The 15,447-nt window shown below is 55.3% G+C and carries 13 protein-coding genes and 1 pseudogene; 7 read left to right on the forward strand and 7 right to left on the reverse strand.

The genetic code is table 11. The annotated features are described in order from the left end of the window. Positions 1-18: 18 nt before the first annotated feature. Positions 19-1,419 (forward strand): H(+)/Cl(-) exchange transporter ClcA, encoded by a 1,401-nt coding sequence (gene clcA / locus G0034_RS04035; protein WP_023332123.1) that lies wholly within the window; start codon positions 19-21, stop codon positions 1,417-1,419. Between the two features lie 79 nt (positions 1,420-1,498). Beyond that, the gene (gene erpA, locus G0034_RS04040) at positions 1,499-1,843 is read left to right on the forward strand and encodes an iron-sulfur cluster insertion protein ErpA (protein ID WP_008501923.1); all 345 of its coding nucleotides are present in this window, start codon (positions 1,499-1,501) and stop codon (positions 1,841-1,843) included. A gap of 59 nt (positions 1,844-1,902) precedes the next feature. On the opposite strand, the gene G0034_RS04045 is transcribed toward erpA, so the two are convergent. From G0034_RS04045 to mtnN, 3 genes and pseudogenes are all read right to left on the reverse strand, one after another. Beyond that, complete coding sequence (locus G0034_RS04045) at positions 1,903-2,526, reverse strand: TRIC cation channel family protein (RefSeq protein ID WP_014882618.1); 624 nt, start codon at positions 2,524-2,526, stop codon at positions 1,903-1,905. Positions 2,527-2,553: 27 nt separating this feature from the next. After that, a pseudogene (gene btuF, locus G0034_RS04050) lies at positions 2,554-3,353 on the reverse strand (vitamin B12 ABC transporter substrate-binding protein BtuF). Then, on the reverse strand, positions 3,346-4,044 hold the full coding sequence (gene mtnN, locus G0034_RS04055; protein ID WP_014882620.1) for a 5'-methylthioadenosine/S-adenosylhomocysteine nucleosidase: 699 nt from the start codon (positions 4,042-4,044) through the stop codon (positions 3,346-3,348). Before mtnN ends, btuF begins: the two are co-directional and overlap by 8 nt. Positions 4,045-4,126: 82 nt before the next feature. Here mtnN and dgt point away from each other — a divergent pair, with 82 nt between their 5' ends. The 3 genes from dgt (at position 4,127) to cdaR (ending at position 8,513) form a co-directional block, all read left to right on the forward strand. After that, the gene (gene dgt, locus G0034_RS04060) at positions 4,127-5,641 is read left to right on the forward strand and encodes a dGTPase (RefSeq protein WP_050861693.1); all 1,515 of its coding nucleotides are present in this window, start codon (positions 4,127-4,129) and stop codon (positions 5,639-5,641) included. 131 nt (positions 5,642-5,772) lie between these two features. Beyond that, entirely contained in the window at positions 5,773-7,209 is a 1,437-nt protein-coding gene (degP, locus tag G0034_RS04065) for a serine endoprotease DegP (protein ID WP_179120534.1), read from the forward strand. A 146-nt stretch (positions 7,210-7,355) separates the two neighbouring features. Beyond that, positions 7,356-8,513: a DNA-binding transcriptional regulator CdaR gene (gene cdaR / locus G0034_RS04070; RefSeq protein ID WP_014882623.1), complete on the forward strand. Its 1,158-nt coding sequence runs from the start codon at positions 7,356-7,358 to the stop codon at positions 8,511-8,513. A gap of 105 nt (positions 8,514-8,618) precedes the next feature. Here the strand turns inward: cdaR and G0034_RS04075 are convergent, their stop codons facing one another. Beyond that, positions 8,619-9,008 (reverse strand): DUF3461 family protein, encoded by a 390-nt coding sequence (locus G0034_RS04075; RefSeq protein WP_008501916.1) that lies wholly within the window; start codon positions 9,006-9,008, stop codon positions 8,619-8,621. A gap of 321 nt (positions 9,009-9,329) precedes the next feature. Between G0034_RS04075 and G0034_RS04080 the strand changes: the two genes are divergently transcribed. Next, complete coding sequence (locus G0034_RS04080) at positions 9,330-9,962, forward strand: ECs1377 family protein (protein ID WP_023332126.1); 633 nt, start codon at positions 9,330-9,332, stop codon at positions 9,960-9,962. Here G0034_RS04080 and dapD read toward each other — a convergent pair. The 3 genes from dapD to map form a co-directional block, all read right to left on the reverse strand. Further along, a complete protein-coding gene (dapD, locus tag G0034_RS04085) occupies positions 9,959-10,783 on the reverse strand; it encodes a 2,3,4,5-tetrahydropyridine-2,6-dicarboxylate N-succinyltransferase (protein ID WP_008501915.1) in 825 nt (274 codons plus the stop codon). The two genes, G0034_RS04080 and dapD, sit on opposite strands and share 4 nt — an antisense overlap. Before the next feature lie 32 nt (positions 10,784-10,815). Further along, positions 10,816-13,491, reverse strand: a complete 2,676-nt coding sequence (gene glnD / locus G0034_RS04090; protein WP_032637948.1) for a bifunctional uridylyltransferase/uridylyl-removing protein GlnD — start codon at positions 13,489-13,491, stop codon at positions 10,816-10,818. Positions 13,492-13,553: 62 nt separating this feature from the next. Beyond that, positions 13,554-14,348 carry a type I methionyl aminopeptidase gene (gene map, locus G0034_RS04095; RefSeq protein ID WP_014882626.1) on the reverse strand — a complete coding sequence of 265 codons (795 nt, stop codon included), beginning with the start codon at positions 14,346-14,348 and terminating at the stop codon, positions 13,554-13,556. Positions 14,349-14,669: 321 nt separating this feature from the next. Between map and rpsB the strand changes: the two genes are divergently transcribed. Further along, positions 14,670-15,395: a 30S ribosomal protein S2 gene (rpsB, locus tag G0034_RS04100; RefSeq protein ID WP_003856207.1), complete on the forward strand. Its 726-nt coding sequence runs from the start codon at positions 14,670-14,672 to the stop codon at positions 15,393-15,395. Positions 15,396-15,447 lie beyond the last annotated feature (52 nt).

Raw genomic sequence — 15,447 nt, forward strand, 5'->3', positions numbered from 1 at the left:
GACGAATAAGAACAGGACATGAAATCAGATTCTCCGTCTTTTGAAGAACAACAGTTTACGCGCGCTCAGCACCGGATCAGTATTCGGCGGCTGCTCAATCGCGATAAAACGCCGCTGGCGATCCTGCTGGCTGCAGCCGTGGTGGGGACTCTCGCCGGTCTGGTTGGCGTGGCGTTTGAAAAAGCGGTCAATGCCGTACTCAACTGGCGAGTGGGCACCGTCGCGGGTTTTGCCGATAGCCGGTGGCTGGTCTGGGTCGGGGCATTTGGACTGTCGGCGCTGTTTGCCATGGTGGGGTATTTTCTGGTGCGTAAATTCGCCCAGGAGGCCGGCGGGTCTGGCATCCCGGAAATTGAAGGTGCACTGGAAGAGTTGCGCCCGGTGCGCTGGTGGCGCGTGATCCCGGTTAAATTCATCGGCGGTATGGGGACGCTGGGCGCGGGGATGGTGCTGGGCCGGGAAGGGCCAACGGTACAACTGGGGGGCAACGTCGGACGCATGGTGGGCGATCTGTTCCGGATGCGAAGCGCCGAAGCGCGCCATACGCTGCTCGCCACCGGTGCGGCGGCGGGTCTTTCAGCGGCGTTTAACGCACCGCTGGCGGGCATATTGTTCATCATCGAAGAGATGCGCGCGCAGTTCCGCTACAACCTGATCTCCATTAAAGCCGTGTTTACCGGCGTTATTATGTCGAGCATTGTTTTCCGCCTCTTCAATGGCGAAGGGGCGGTAATTGAGGTGGGTAAACTGACCAACGCGCCGGTCAACACCCTGTGGCTTTACCTGATCCTCGGCATGATTTTTGGCGTGGTGGGGCCGCTGTTTAACACCTGCATCTTACGTGCTCAGGATATGTTCCAGCGTATTCATGGCGGCAATACGACGAAATGGGTGCTGATGGGCGGCCTGCTGGGCGGGATGTGCGGCGTGCTCGGCTTTATTGAGCCGAATGCCGCAGGCGGCGGCTTCGGGCTGATCCCCATCGCCGCAGCGGGAAATTTCAGCGTCGGTCTGCTGCTGTTTATGTTTATCTCCCGGGTTATCACAACGGTTCTGTGCTTCTCCTCCGGTGCACCCGGCGGGATTTTCGCCCCGATGCTGGCGCTTGGTACGCTGCTGGGCACCGCGTTTGGTATGGCAGCTAAAGTGGGCTTCCCGGCGTATCATCTTGATGCTGGCACCTTCGCGGTGGCCGGTATGGGGGCACTGCTGGCAGCGTCTCTGCGTGCACCGTTGACCGGTATCGTGCTGGTGCTGGAGATGACAGATAATTACCAGCTCATTTTGCCAATGATCATTACCTGTCTCGGGGCGACACTATTAGCCCAATTCCTGGGCGGGAAACCGCTATACTCCACCATCCTCGCGCGTACCCTGGCAAAGCAAGAGGCGGAGCGGGCCGCCGCGCAGAATACTTGAATGAATTACCAGGGTATTAGATAATGACGAAAAGAATTGGGTGAATTTTACCCAATAGCAGTATTCATGGGAGCATAAGATGAGTGATGACGTAGCTGTGCCGCTGGAATTTACCGAAGCAGCAGCCAACAAAGTGAAAACCCTGATTGCCGACGAAGACAATCCGGATCTGAAACTGCGTGTCTATATTACCGGTGGCGGCTGCAGCGGCTTCCAGTACGGTTTTACTTTTGACGATCAGGTGAACGATGGTGATATGACCATCGAGAAGCAGGGCGTTGCGCTGGTGGTTGACCCGATGAGCCTGCAGTATCTGGTCGGCGGTTCAGTGGATTACACCGAAGGTCTGGAAGGGTCACGCTTTGTGGTGACTAACCCGAACGCAACCAGCACCTGCGGGTGTGGTTCTTCGTTCAGTATTTAAGCCTGAATGCGGATTTGTAGGCCCGGTAAGCGAAGCGCCACCGGGCTTATAAACGACGCCTATCTTGAATTTTCATCCAGCGCAAACGTCGGCAGCTTCAGGTGCCAGCGTATTGCCGCCAGACGAATCACCAGCGTCACGACCATCCCCAGCATCGCAGCATTTTCCAGCGGCACCGCAAAGGTGTAATACGCCGTGGCGTGCACAATCCCGCCAATAATACAGGCAGTAGCATAGATCTCGGTACGCAGGATCATCGGTACTTCACGCGCCAGAATGTCGCGAATAATGCCGCCGCCCACGCCGGTTAATACGCCCATGCAGATCGCGACCATCGGGCCGGTTCCGGCATTGAAGGCTTTATTGACGCCAATACCGACAAACACGGCCAGACCCACGGCATCCAGCACCGGGAGTATCCATTTCGGTAATCTGCGGGGCTGGCGAACCAGCACAATGGTTAACAGACAGGTCACCATGGCTACCACCAGATCGGTCGGATCTTTCACCCAAAACACCGGGCCATTCGCCAGCGCCATATCACGGATAGTCCCGCCGCCAACGGCAGTGACTACGCCAAGCACCAGCACGCCAAACGGATCCATGCGTAGTTTTCCGGCGAGCAGAACGCCGGAGATAGCAAAAACGGCTGTGCCAAGAATATCCAGCCAATAAACGAGCATCGTTAAATCCTCGAAAAAGGTCTTCTGTTAGTGACTCTCTGCCAGTGCGGCACAGAGCTGTTTTGCGGCGAGGATAATACGCGGGCTGGCGCGTTCAAACCAGTCACTGTTGAGTGGGATCACCGGAATTTTTAGCTGGCTTTGCCAGAATTGTTTAATTTTAGGAATCTCGCTCGCATTTCCGACCACGACGATGGCCTGCGGCTGGCGCGCCAGAACCTGCTCACGGCTAACCTGCGGCCACGGTACCCGGCTGGCAGCAAAAATATTTTCACCGCCACACACTTCCAGGACCTGGTTCTGAATTGACCCTTTACCTGTGGTAAACAGCGGCTGACTGCCAAACTGCAGGAAGATGCGCTTTTTAACGGACGTATCGTATTGAGCTTTCAGCGCAGCATAGTCATTGAGCATCTGGCTCGCCGCATGCCTGGCTTTTTCAGGCGCAGGGCTATAAGGGGCAAGGGCTCGCAGTGCCTGAGCGACTTGCTCAATACTTACGGCGTCAACCCACATGACCTTGATGCCAAGCGAGGTAAGCTGATTGACCTGCCGTTCGGCGTTACCGCCACGCCAGGCCAGCACGAGATCGGGTCTCAGCGCCACGATGCGCTCAAGGTTCATCCCTTGCCAGGTCGCAACGTGTTCAATGTTGGCCGCCTGGGGGGGTAATCCGAAAAGCTACTCACGCCAACGGGGGTGATGCCAGCGGCAAAGGCCAGCTCGGTGTTAGCGGGAGAGAGCGTAATTACGCGAGGCGCGGCACAGAGCCACGCTGAAGCAAGCAGAAGCAGGGCGGCAAGCGCCCTGAGGGATGGTTTAGCCACGTGCCAGGTTCTGCACCAGGCGTTCCACCATCACGGTGGACTGTTTTGCCGCAACGGTCAGGAACTCGTCGAAGCTGATGTGAGACTGCTGGTCTGCGACGTCAGAGATGGCGCGAACCACCACGAACGGTACGCTGAAGTTGTGGCAAACGTGCGCAATCGCGGTCGCTTCCATCTCAACGGCAACCGCCTGCGGGAAGTTATGACGGATTTTTGCCAGACCGACGGAGCCATTGATGAACGCATCACCGCTGACAATCAGGCCGCGTACCGCGTTAAGATTGAGCTCAGCAATACAGGTTTCAGCCGCCGCAATCAGTTTGTCGTCAGCTTTAAACCCTGCCGGGCAGCCCGGGAGTTGACCGTATTCGTAGCCAAACGCGGTGACGTCGGCATCGTGATAACGCGCTTCGTCGGAGACAACGATATCGCCCACTTTCAGCGTCGGCGCCAGGCCGCCAGCCGAACCGGTGTTCACGATCACGTCCGGCTTGCAGCGCTCAAGCAGCAGGGTCGCACCCAGCGCAGCAGCCACTTTACCGATGCCTGATTTCAGCAGAGCCACGTCAACACCGTTAAGCTGACCGGTGTAGATCTCACACCCCCCCAGAGAGAGGGTCTGACGGTTCTCAATTTTGTCACGCAGGAGCGTAACTTCTTCTTCCATTGCACCAATAATGCCGATTTTCATAGATTTACTCGCGATGTGCCTTGTTAAGATGCATAGTCTATCATGCGGTTAAGGGGAAACGCATTCTCACGCGGGGGAGCACATGTCACCAATCGATTTTCGTACCAAAATTAACTGGCACCGACGTTTCCGCTCGCCACAGGGCGAGAAGAGCGAACATGAGATCCTGCGTATCTTCGAAAGCGATCGAGGAAGGATTATTAACTCGCCCGCCATCCGGCGTTTGCAGCAAAAAACGCAGGTGTTTCCGCTGGAGCGTAATGCCGCTGTACGCACGCGCTTAACCCACTCAATGGAAGTGCAGCAGGTCGGGCGGTATATTGCCAAAGAGATTTTAAGCCGTCTCAAAGAGCTACGTTTACTGGAAACCTATGGTCTGGACGAGCTGACGGGGCCCTTCGAGAGCATCGTTGAGATGGCCTGCCTGATGCATGACATCGGCAATCCGCCTTTTGGTCACTTTGGCGAGGCGGCAATTAATGACTGGTTTAAACAACGCCTTCATCCGTCGGATGCGGCAAGCCAGCCGCTCAGCGATGACCGCTGCATCGTGCGGGATTTACGTCTGCGTGAAGGTGAAGAAGGGCTTAACGATCTGCGTCGCAAAGTGCGTCAGGATCTCTGTCACTTCGAGGGCAATGCCCAGGGTATTCGACTGGTACATTCTCTGATGCGCATGAACCTGACCTGGGCGCAGGTCGGCTGTATCCTGAAATATACGCGTCCCGCGTGGTGGACGGGAGAGACGCCTGCATCCCACAGCTATTTAATGAAGAAACCGGGCTACTACCTTTCCGAAGAGGCCTATATTGAACGGCTGCGTAAAGAACTTTCATTGACGCCAAACGGTCGCTTTCCATTAACCTGGATTATGGAAGCCGCGGATGATATTTCCTATTGCGTCGCTGACCTGGAAGATGCCGTTGAGAAAAGAATATTCAGCGTCGAGGAGCTTTACCAGCACCTTTATGCCGCCTGGGGAACCCACGAAAAAGGTTCACTGTTTGCTCAGGTTGTCGAAAATGCCTGGGAAAAGTCGCGCTCAAATACATTAAGCCGCAGCACGGAAGACCAGTTCTTTATGTATTTGCGCGTCAATACATTAAATAAACTGGTGCCCTACGCAGCCTCGCGCTTTATCGATAATCTGCCGCAGATTTTCAGCGGGGAATTCAATCACGCGCTGCTGGAAGATGACAGCAGTTTTAGTCAACTCCTTGAGCTCTATAAACATGTGGCGATGCGGCATGTGTTCAGCCATCCGGATGTCGAGCAGCTCGAACTGCAGGGCTACCGGGTAATCAGTGGGTTACTGGAAATTTATTCTCCGTTGCTTCAGCTGTCGGTCGACGAATTCAGTGAGCTGGTGGAAAAAGAACGCGTGCGACGAATTCCTATCGAATCCCGGCTTTATCAAAAACTTTCAACCCGTCATCGGCTGGCCTATGTCGAAGCGATAAGTAAGCTGGATCGTCACGCTACGCAGTGGCCGGTAATGGAATATTATTATCGCTGCCGTCTTATCCAGGACTATATCAGCGGCATGACGGATTTGTATGCCTGGGATGAATACCGCAAGCTAATGGCTGTGGAATAAACGCTGAGTTTTGTAAAGACGGCCAATAAATTTTTACCTTTTCCATAAACTTATGGCCGGAACTAAGCGGTATAAAATGAATCTGAGTTACACAGCAATTTTGCGTTACCTGTAAATCGAGATTGAGAAACATGAAAAAAACCACATTAGCAATGAGTGCACTGGCTCTGAGTTTAGGTTTAGCGCTGTCTCCTCTGACTGCTACCGCAGCCGAGACCGCGTCATCGGCAGCAACCGCGCAGCAGATGCCAAGCCTGGCACCGATGCTCGAAAAAGTGATGCCATCGGTGGTGAGTATTAACGTTGAGGGGAGTACGACCGTCAATACGCCGCGTATGCCGCGTAACTTCCAGCAGTTCTTTGGTGACAACTCACCGTTCTGCCAGGACGGTTCGCCATTCCAGAGTTCCCCGTTCTGTCAGGGCGGTGGTGCAGGGGATGACAGCCAGGGCGGCGGCCAGCAACAGAAATTCATGGCGCTTGGCTCGGGGGTCATTATCGATGCAGCGAAAGGCTACGTCGTGACCAACAACCACGTGGTTGATAACGCGAACAGCATTAAGGTTCAGCTGAGCGATGGCCGTAAGTTCGACGCAAAAGTGGTCGGCAAAGACCCGCGTTCCGATATTGCGCTGATCCAGATTCAGGATCCGAAAAACCTGACGGCGATTAAAATTGCCGACTCTGATACGCTGCGCGTAGGTGACTACACCGTGGCTATCGGTAACCCGTTCGGTCTGGGCGAAACCGTGACCTCAGGTATCGTCTCTGCGCTGGGCCGTAGCGGCCTGAACGCAGAGAACTATGAAAACTTTATTCAGACGGATGCGGCCATCAACCGCGGTAACTCCGGCGGTGCGCTGGTGAACCTGAACGGCGAGCTGATCGGTATTAACACCGCGATCCTGGCGCCGGACGGCGGCAACATCGGGATCGGCTTTGCTATCCCGAGCAACATGGTGAAAAACCTGACCGCGCAGATGGTGCAGTACGGCCAGGTGAAACGCGGCGAGCTGGGCATTTTGGGCACCGAGCTGAACTCTGAGCTGGCAAAAGCGATGAAAGTGGATGCCCAGCGCGGCGCGTTCGTCAGCCAGGTGATGCCGAACTCCTCTGCGGCGAAAGCAGGGATTAAAGCGGGTGACGTGATCACCTCCCTGAACGGTAAGCCGATCAGCAGCTTTGCAGCCCTGCGTGCGGAAGTCGGCTCTATGCCGATTGGCAGCAAAGTGACCCTCGGTCTGCTGCGTGACGGTAAGCCGGTCAACGTGAGCCTGGAGCTGCAGCAGAGCAGCCAGAATCAGGTTGATTCCAGCACCATCTTCAGCGGTATTGAAGGCGCTGAGATGAGCAATAAGGGCGCAGACAAAGGTGTGGTAGTGAATAACGTGAAGGCGAATTCACCTGCTGCCCGTATCGGCCTGAAAAAAGGGGATGTGATCATGGGCGCTAACCAGCAGCCGGTGAAAAACATCGCTGAACTGCGCAAAATTCTCGACAGCAAACCGTCCGTGCTGGCGTTGAATATTCAGCGTGGTGATACCTCTATCTACCTGCTAATGCAGTAATCCTCTTAAGCCCCTGTACGCAGGGGCTTTCTTGTTTCTGTGACTTTTCCCACAACTCCATACTTCTTCCGCTCTCTTTGTGCATTCGCACAATGCAGCCGTCACTGAACTTCCCTATGCTTGAGCTCTGCTCAGAGGAGGGTGACATGGCTGGCTGGCATCTTGATACCAAAATGGCGCAGGATATTGTGGCGCGCACGATGCGCATCATTGATACCAACATCAATGTAATGGATGCCCGTGGGCGCATTATTGGTAGTGGCGATCGTGAGCGCATTGGTGAATTGCACGAAGGCGCGCTTTTGGTGCTCTCTCAGGGGCGTGTGGTTGATATCGACGATGCGGTTGCGAAACACCTGCACGGCGTGCGTCAGGGCATCAATTTACCGCTGCGCCTTGAAGGCGAGATTGTGGGGGTTATCGGCCTGACCGGCGAGCCGGAGTCCCTGCGTAAATATGGCGAGCTGGTCTGTATGACGGCGGAAATGATGCTGGAGCAGTCGCGCCTGATGCATCTGCTCGCCCAGGACAGCCGCCTGCGCGAAGAGCTGGTGATGAACCTTATTCAGGCGGAAGAGCTTACGCCTGCACTCAGCGAATGGGCGCAGCGCCTGGGGATCGACCTCAATCAGCCGCGCGTGGTGGCGGTGATCGAGGTCGATAGCGGTCAGCTTGGCGTAGACAGCGCGATGGCCGAACTGCAGCAGCTGCAAAATGCGCTGACGACACCGGAACGCGATAACCTGGTGGCGATAGTCTCGCTGACGGAAATGGTGGTGCTCAAACCCGCGCTCAATCCGTTTGGCCGCTGGGATGCCGAAGATCATCGCCGTCGCGTGGAACTGCTGATTTCCCGGATGCAGGAGAACGGTCAACTGCGTTTTCGCGTTGCGCTCGGCAATTACTTTTCCGGGCCGGGCAGTATTGCCCGCTCCTGGCGCACCGCACGCACCACCATGATGGTGGGTAAGCAGCGGATGCCGGAGAGCCGCAGTTATTTCTATCAGGACCTGATGTTGCCGGTGCTGCTCGACAGCCTGCGTGGCGGCTGGCAGGCCAACGAGCTGGCGCGGCCCTTAGCGCGCCTGAAAGCGATGGACAACAACGGCCTGCTGCGCCGGACGCTGCAGGCGTGGTTCCGCCATAACGTGCAGCCGCTGGCGACGTCGAAGGCGTTGTTTATTCATCGCAATACGCTGGAGTACCGGCTTAACCGGATTTCGGAGCTAACGGGGCTGGATCTGGGGAATTTTGACGACAGGCTGCTGCTGTATGTGGCGTTGCAGCTGGATGAGCAGAGATGAGGTTGTTTGCCGGGTGGCGGCTTTGCCTTACCCGGCCTACCTGCTGGTTTTCTCCCTCTCCCTGTGGGAGAGGGCTGGGGTGAGGGCATCATGCCGCACCGTTAATTACTTATTACGAGTTAACTTCTCAAGATCCGCTTCAATCTCGCTGATCTTATTGGTAACAACGCTTTCAAGGTGACGCAGATCGTCAAGGATCTTACGCTTGAGATCGACTTCAGTGCGGTCGCGCTGACAAATCTGATCGAGTTCATCGATCACATAGCGCAGGTTAGGGCTGATTTCCTGAACTTCTTTGTACCCCTGGCCTACGCCGTCCGCGACGACGGTCTTACGCTGGCGTGGATATTTAAACTTCACGCTTTTGGCGAAAAACTCGCCTTTATCCTTGTGAAAATAAATTTTTAAGATGTCGTTGTTGGCTTCCTGGCGGAGGCTGTAACGATCAATTTCATCAGGATTGGTAATGCCCAGACTTTTCAGATTATCGTACATAGCGGTACCCTTATCTCAACATAACCTTTGAATAATTAATGAAAAAATTCCTTTTTGCCACCCTCGGGTTCAAAAAAAGCGGGGTCGATCCTGATTACCTTTCACTGACATTACCGAGCAGGGAAAATAAATTGCTCCCACTCGTTTATTGTTGTTTTTAACGACCACGTCAAGCGGAAATCAACGTAATAAGGTAATCATTTCTCTCAACGTTAATGCAGCATCGTGAGAGTCGTGAGAAAAGGCGAGCGAGACGGTATTCAAAGCCGGGGAATTCAGGCAAAGTTATCGCACGAAAGCGTAGGCTGCGGGGATAATGACATGTCAGGACGCATTGATTATCAAATTGAAAAATATAGCTTTGGTGCCGTAGAGGAGAACCAAAGACTCACGCATCAGTGGGCAGAAGTCGCCGCCGAATGCCGCCAGCTTCAGGCGGGGGCGGAGGAGCGTTTACGCATTGCCTTGCTCAACGTGGATTATGTCACCAGCTTCGAACTGCCATTTCGGCTGATACTGACCCGCGCCCCGCAGCTAATCGCCGGGCTGCGCGATGAGTTTCAGCTAAACCAGAAGAACGTCATCTTCAACGGCAAGCGCTTTGGCTGCGTTTACAGCCTGAAGGGCGATCTGGATGCGATCCCCGACGCTTTTCAATACCGCATGACCACCCGCATTCGACGGGTCGATCCCACCGGGCTTACGGCGGAGCCATTCCGGCAGATTGCCAGAGAGGTCAAAGCGCCGCGTGAGCGACTGAAGCTGGCGCTGGAATCGGGTCTGGCTGTGACTGCGCTTGACGGGCTTTTCTGGTTGGGGAGCCAGCGTATGGCGGCGGATATTGCAGGGTTGAGAAGAAAGGGAATGGCAATCGTGACTGCGGAAACGGACGTCTTTGATGATTACACCGGGACGCACAGGCGGGTCCCGGTGTATCAACGGGTCAGCGATTAGTCGATGGTGCGCAGCAGTTCGTTGATACCGACTTTACCGCGGGTTTTCGCATCCACTTTCTTCACGATAACGGCACAGTACAGGCTGTATTTGCCATCTTTCGACGGCAGGTTACCGGAAACGACCACGGAACCCGCCGGAACGCGGCCGTAGTGAACTTCGCCGGTTTCGCGATCGTAAATACGGGTGCTCTGGCCGATGTAAACGCCCATGGAGATCACGGAACCCTCTTCCACGATCACACCTTCAACCACTTCTGAACGCGCGCCGATGAAGCAGTTGTCTTCGATGATGGTTGGGTTAGCCTGCAGTGGCTCCAGAACACCACCGATGCCCACGCCGCCGGACAGGTGAACGTTTTTACCGATTTGGGCACAGGAACCGACGGTAGCCCAGGTATCCACCATCGTACCTTCGTCAACGTAGGCACCGATGTTCACGTAGGATGGCATCAGCACGGTGTTGCGTGCGATGAACGCGCCCTGACGCACTGCAGCAGGCGGCACCACGCGGAAGCCTTCTTTCTGGAAACGCGCTTCGTCGTAATCCGCGAATTTCATTGGGACTTTATCGAAGTAGCGGCTTTCTGCTCCGTCGATAACCTGGTTATCGTTGATACGGAAAGAGAGCAGCACCGCTTTCTTCAGCCATTGATGAGTAACCCACTGACCGTCGATTTTTTCTGCCACGCGCAGCGCGCCGGAATCCAGCAGGGAAATCACCTGGTTTACCGCTTCACGGGTCACGGTATCCACATTTGCCGGGGTAATCTCGGCGCGACGCTCAAAAGCGGACTCAATAACGTTCTGTAACTGCTGCATTGTTTACTCTTTCCATTTCACTAAAAAACACGTCACCCTTTATCGTTTGGATTGAGGGCTGCTGTCAACCGTTGTTGCACTTCAAGTTGCAGGTCATTATTAAGGGCACGCCGGTCGGCGGTGGCGATTATAAATAAATCTTCTACTCGCTCGCCAATGGTTGTAATTCGGGCGCCATGAAGCGAAATTCCCAGATCGGCAAAAACCTGGCCGACGCGGGCGAGCAGCCCTGGCTGGTCGAGCGCGATCAGCTCCAGGAACGATTTACGGTCGGTATGGGTCGGCAGGAAATTGACCTCGGTATCGACGGTAAAGTGGCGCAATTTCGCCGGCTGGCGACGCGGCTGCGGTGGCTGCCAGCTGCGCTGAGTGATCGCCTGTTCCAGACCGAAGCGTATCCCTTCATGTCTGTCCGACGAGAGCGGACTGCCGTCCGGCTCCAGCACGATAAAGGTATCCATCGCCATGCCGTCGCGGGTGGTAAAAATCTGCGCGTCGTGAACGCTCAGGTTACGCCTGTCCAGCTCGGCGCAGACCGCAGCAAACAGATAAGGCCGATCCGGGCTCCAGATGAAGATCTCCGTCCCGCCGCGCGTCGCCTGTGGGCTAAGCAGGATCATCGGCTGCGACAGATCGTGCTTCAGCAGATGTCGCGCGTGCCAGGCAAGCTGGTTTGGGCTGTGGCGGACAAAATAGTTGGCACGGCAGCGGGCCCAAATCTGATGCAGTGCTTCTTCATCAATGTTATCCATCCGCAGCAGCGCCAGGGCCTGCAGCTGGTGATGGCGCACGCGTTCGCGCATGTCCGGGGTGTTTTGCATCCCGCGACGCAGCTGTTTTTCGGTAGCGAAATAGAGCTCGCGCAGCAGGCTTTGCTTCCAGCTGTTCCACAGGGTTTCATTGGTGGCACAAATATCCGCGACCGTCAGGCACACCAGATAGCGCAGACGGTTCTCCGTCTGGACCTCTTCGGCGAATTGCTTAATTACCTCTGGATCCTGAATATCACGACGCTGGGCAGTGACTGACATCAGCAGGTGATGGCGTACCAGCCAGGCGACCAGCTGCGTTTCGCGCGAGTTGAGCCCATGCAGCTCGGCAAATTTCAGCACGTCCTGCGCACCCAGCACCGAGTGGTCTCCACCGCGGCCTTTGGCGATGTCGTGGAACAGGGCGGCAATCAGGATCAGTTCCGGATGGGTGAGGCGCGGCCACAGCTCCACGCAAAGCGGGTGGCGGGATCGCGTCTCTTCTTTCGCAAAGCTTTCCAGCTTGAGCATGACGCGGATCGTGTGCTCATCCACCGTGTAGGCGTGAAAGAGATCGAACTGCATCTGTCCGACGATGTGCGACCACTGCGGCATATAGGCCCACAGCACGCTATGACGGTGCATTGGCAGCAGACCACGGCTGACGGCGCCAGGATGACGGAGCATACTCAAAAACAGCGAGCGCGCTTCCGGGATATAGCACAGCGGCTGCGTCAGATGACGGCGCGCATGGCGCAGATGGCGCAGGGTGGTGGAGTAGATCCCGGTAATCGTGCTGTTGCGCACCATGGTGTAGAACATTCGCAGGATCGCTTCCGGCTCGCGGATAAACAGCGTTTCGTCCCGCAGGTCGATAAGCGTGCCGCGCAGCTGGAATTCGTCATCAATTGGGCGCGGCTTTTCGTCCGCCGTCAGGGCCAGAATGGCCTCGTCGAACAGCTGCAACAGCATCTGGTTCAGCTCGGTCACCCGGCGGGTGACGCGGAAGAAATCCTTCATCATCTGCTCAACCGGTTCGTTACCTTCGCCCTGATAATTCAATCGCTGCGCCACGCTGAGCTGGCGGTCAAACAGCAGGCGGTTATCGTAGCGGGTCACTTCCAGATGCAGGGCAAAACGGATGCGCCACAGCAGATGCAGGCACTCGTTCAGTTCGTTACGTTCGGCCTCGGTTAAAAAGCCAAAGCCGACCATCTCGTCCATTGAGGTGGCGCCAAAGTGGCGGCGGGCCACCCACTGTAGCGTGTGGATGTCGCGCAGGCCGCCGGGGCTGCTTTTAATATCGGGTTCAAGATTGTAACTGGTGCCGTGGTAGCGCTGATGGCGATGATTTTGCTCCTCGACCTTCGCGGCGAAGAATTTTTCTGACGGCCAAAAGCCGTCGCTGAAGATGTGTTTTTGCAGCTCCAGGAACAGCGCCACGTCACCGATCAGCAGACGGGTTTCAATCAGGTTGGTGGCGACGGTCAGGTCAGATAAGCCCTCCAGCAGGCACTCTTCTAGGGTTCTCACGCTGTGTCCCACTTCCAGCTTCACGTCCCAGAGCAGGGTCAGCAGCTCGCCAATCTTCTGCGCCTGTTCGTCCGGTAGCTTTTTACGGCTTAAGATCAGGAGATCGATATCGGAAAGTGGATGAAGTTCACCGCGGCCATAGCCCCCGACGGCAACCAGCGCGATGTCGCTCACCTGCCCGAAACCGTAGTCGATCCACAGACGCTGCAGGAGCTGGTCGATAAATTCGGTGCGCGCTTCAATAAGTTGCTCGGCTGAGACCCCTGCGTCGAACGCGCTGCCCAGCCAGCGATGGAAAACATCCATATGGGCTTTGATATGCGCGCAGGTCAGCTCGTGCGACGGCCAGACGCCCGGGTTATCGGGCTGGTCGGGAAGGGTGGGAAGTGCTGTGTTAGCATACTGTTCGGGTAAGAGATTACTCATCGTGCGCCACCCATAAGAAAAAGCTATCGCCATTAAAAAAGCCGGCATTTGCCGGCTTCTTATCACTCAATGTTCGTCAGTATCGCCGGGATGGTGTCATCCTTGCGCAACGTCATAATTTCGCAGCCGTTGTCTGTTACCACAATAGTATGCTCGTACTGAGCAGACAAGCTTCTGTCTTTGGTTTTCACCGTCCAGCCATCTTTCATGGTGCGGATGCGGTAGTCACCGGCGTTCACCATCGGCTCGATGGTGAAGGTCATGCCCTTTTGCAGCACCACGCCGCCGTCATCGGCATCATAGTGCAGAACCTGGGGTTCTTCATGGAAAACGCGGCCAATACCGTGACCGCAGTATTCGCGCACGACGGAGAACCCTTCCGCTTCTACAAACTTCTGGATGGCAGCACCAATGGTACGCAGGCGAATACCCGGCTTAACCATTTTCAGCGCCAGGTACAGGCTCTCTTGTGTCACTTTGCACAGACGCTCGCCCAGAATCGTTGGCTTGCCGACAATGAACATCTTAGAGGTGTCACCGTGGTACTCGTCTTTAATGACGGTCACGTCGATGTTGACGATGTCGCCATCTTTCAGCAGTTTTTCGTCGTCCGGGATACCGTGACAAACCACTTCATTAATAGAAATGCAGACGGATTTCGGGAAACCGTGGTAGCCGAGGCAGGCGGAAACCGCGTGCTGCTCGTTCACGATATAGTCGTTACAGATGCGGTCCAGTTCACCGGTGCTGACGCCCGGCTTCACGAACGGTTCGATCATTTCCAGCACTTCCGCGGCCAGACGACCGGCGACGCGCATCTTTTCAATTTCTTCAGGTGTCTTAATAGAGATAGCCATGTAATCTGTCCATCGGTGTCGATTTTTTCGACAATACTAGTCTAAGTGTCGTCAATGGTATCAGTCAGGCACGCTCCGTGCCAAATTGAGAATCATTAACAGCACACTCCGCCAACAACTGTTGGTTTCTGGTCGTGTTTTGTGGTATAAAGCGCGCCGGACTTCCGATCCATCTCAGATACACAGGCTGGACGGGAGCGACAAATCTCACTTTGTGTAACAACACACACGTATCGGCACATATTCCGGGGTGCCCTTCGGGGTCGGTAATATGGGATACGTGGAGGCATAACCCCAACTTTCAATATAGAGGTTTTAAACATGGCAACTGTTTCCATGCGCGACATGCTCAAGGCTGGTGTTCACTTTGGTCACCAGACCCGTTACTGGAACCCGAAAATGAAGCCTTTCATCTTCGGCGCGCGTAACAAAGTTCACATCATCAACCTTGAGAAAACTGTACCAATGTTCAACGAAGCCCTGGCTGAGCTGAACAAGATCTCTTCCCGTAAAGGTAAGATTCTGTTCGTTGGTACTAAGCGCGCTGCAAGCGAAGCTGTGAAAGATGCTGCTAACAGCTGCGATCAGTTCTTCGTGAACCATCGCTGGTTGGGCGGCATGCTGACCAACTGGAAAACTGTTCGTCAGTCCATCAAGCGCCTGAAAGATCTGGAAACCCAGTCTCAGGACGGTACTTTCGACAAGCTGACTAAGAAAGAAGCGCTGATGCGCACTCGTGAACTGGACAAGCTGGAAAACAGCCTGGGCGGTATCAAAGATATGGGCGGCCTGCCAGACGCGCTGTTCGTAATCGATGCAGACCACGAGCACATCGCTATCAAAGAAGCTAACAACCTGGGTATCCCGGTATTCGCTATCGTTGATACCAACTCCGATCCGGACGGTGTTGACTTCGTTATCCCGGGTAACGACGACGCAATCCGTGCTGTTAGCCTGTACCTGAGCGCTGTAGCTGCTACCGTTCGTGAAGGCCGTTCCCAGGATCTGGCTTCTCAGGCGGAAGAAAGCTTCGTAGAAGCTGAATAATAAGGTTTTACCCCTTATTAGTACCGTGTATGAATAGGGGCCCATTACCGGC

It is taken from the genome of Enterobacter sp. T2, assembly GCF_010692925.1.
Classification (GTDB): Bacteria; Pseudomonadota; Gammaproteobacteria; order Enterobacterales; family Enterobacteriaceae; genus Enterobacter; species Enterobacter kobei.

What these genes read in the sequence shown, in the direction of transcription:
- G0034_RS04075 (WP_008501916.1), bottom strand. Translation starts at nt 9,008, where the DNA reads ATGTACGATAATCTGAAAAGTCTGGGCATTACCAATCCTGATGAAATT.
- dapD (WP_008501915.1), bottom strand. Translation starts at nt 10,783, where the DNA reads ATGCAGCAGTTACAGAACGTTATTGAGTCCGCTTTTGAGCGTCGCGCC.
- rpsB (WP_003856207.1), top strand. Translation starts at nt 14,670, where the DNA reads ATGGCAACTGTTTCCATGCGCGACATGCTCAAGGCTGGTGTTCACTTT.
- clcA (WP_023332123.1), top strand. Translation starts at nt 19, where the DNA reads ATGAAATCAGATTCTCCGTCTTTTGAAGAACAACAGTTTACGCGCGCT.
- cdaR (WP_014882623.1), top strand. Translation starts at nt 7,356, where the DNA reads ATGGCTGGCTGGCATCTTGATACCAAAATGGCGCAGGATATTGTGGCG.
- mtnN (WP_014882620.1), bottom strand. Translation starts at nt 4,044, where the DNA reads ATGAAAATCGGCATTATTGGTGCAATGGAAGAAGAAGTTACGCTCCTG.
- G0034_RS04045 (WP_014882618.1), bottom strand. Translation starts at nt 2,526, where the DNA reads ATGCTCGTTTATTGGCTGGATATTCTTGGCACAGCCGTTTTTGCTATC.
- map (WP_014882626.1), bottom strand. Translation starts at nt 14,348, where the DNA reads ATGGCTATCTCTATTAAGACACCTGAAGAAATTGAAAAGATGCGCGTC.
- dgt (WP_050861693.1), top strand. Translation starts at nt 4,127, where the DNA reads ATGTCACCAATCGATTTTCGTACCAAAATTAACTGGCACCGACGTTTC.
- G0034_RS04080 (WP_023332126.1), top strand. Translation starts at nt 9,330, where the DNA reads ATGTCAGGACGCATTGATTATCAAATTGAAAAATATAGCTTTGGTGCC.
- glnD (WP_032637948.1), bottom strand. Translation starts at nt 13,491, where the DNA reads ATGAGTAATCTCTTACCCGAACAGTATGCTAACACAGCACTTCCCACC.
- degP (WP_179120534.1), top strand. Translation starts at nt 5,773, where the DNA reads ATGAAAAAAACCACATTAGCAATGAGTGCACTGGCTCTGAGTTTAGGT.
- erpA (WP_008501923.1), top strand. Translation starts at nt 1,499, where the DNA reads ATGAGTGATGACGTAGCTGTGCCGCTGGAATTTACCGAAGCAGCAGCC.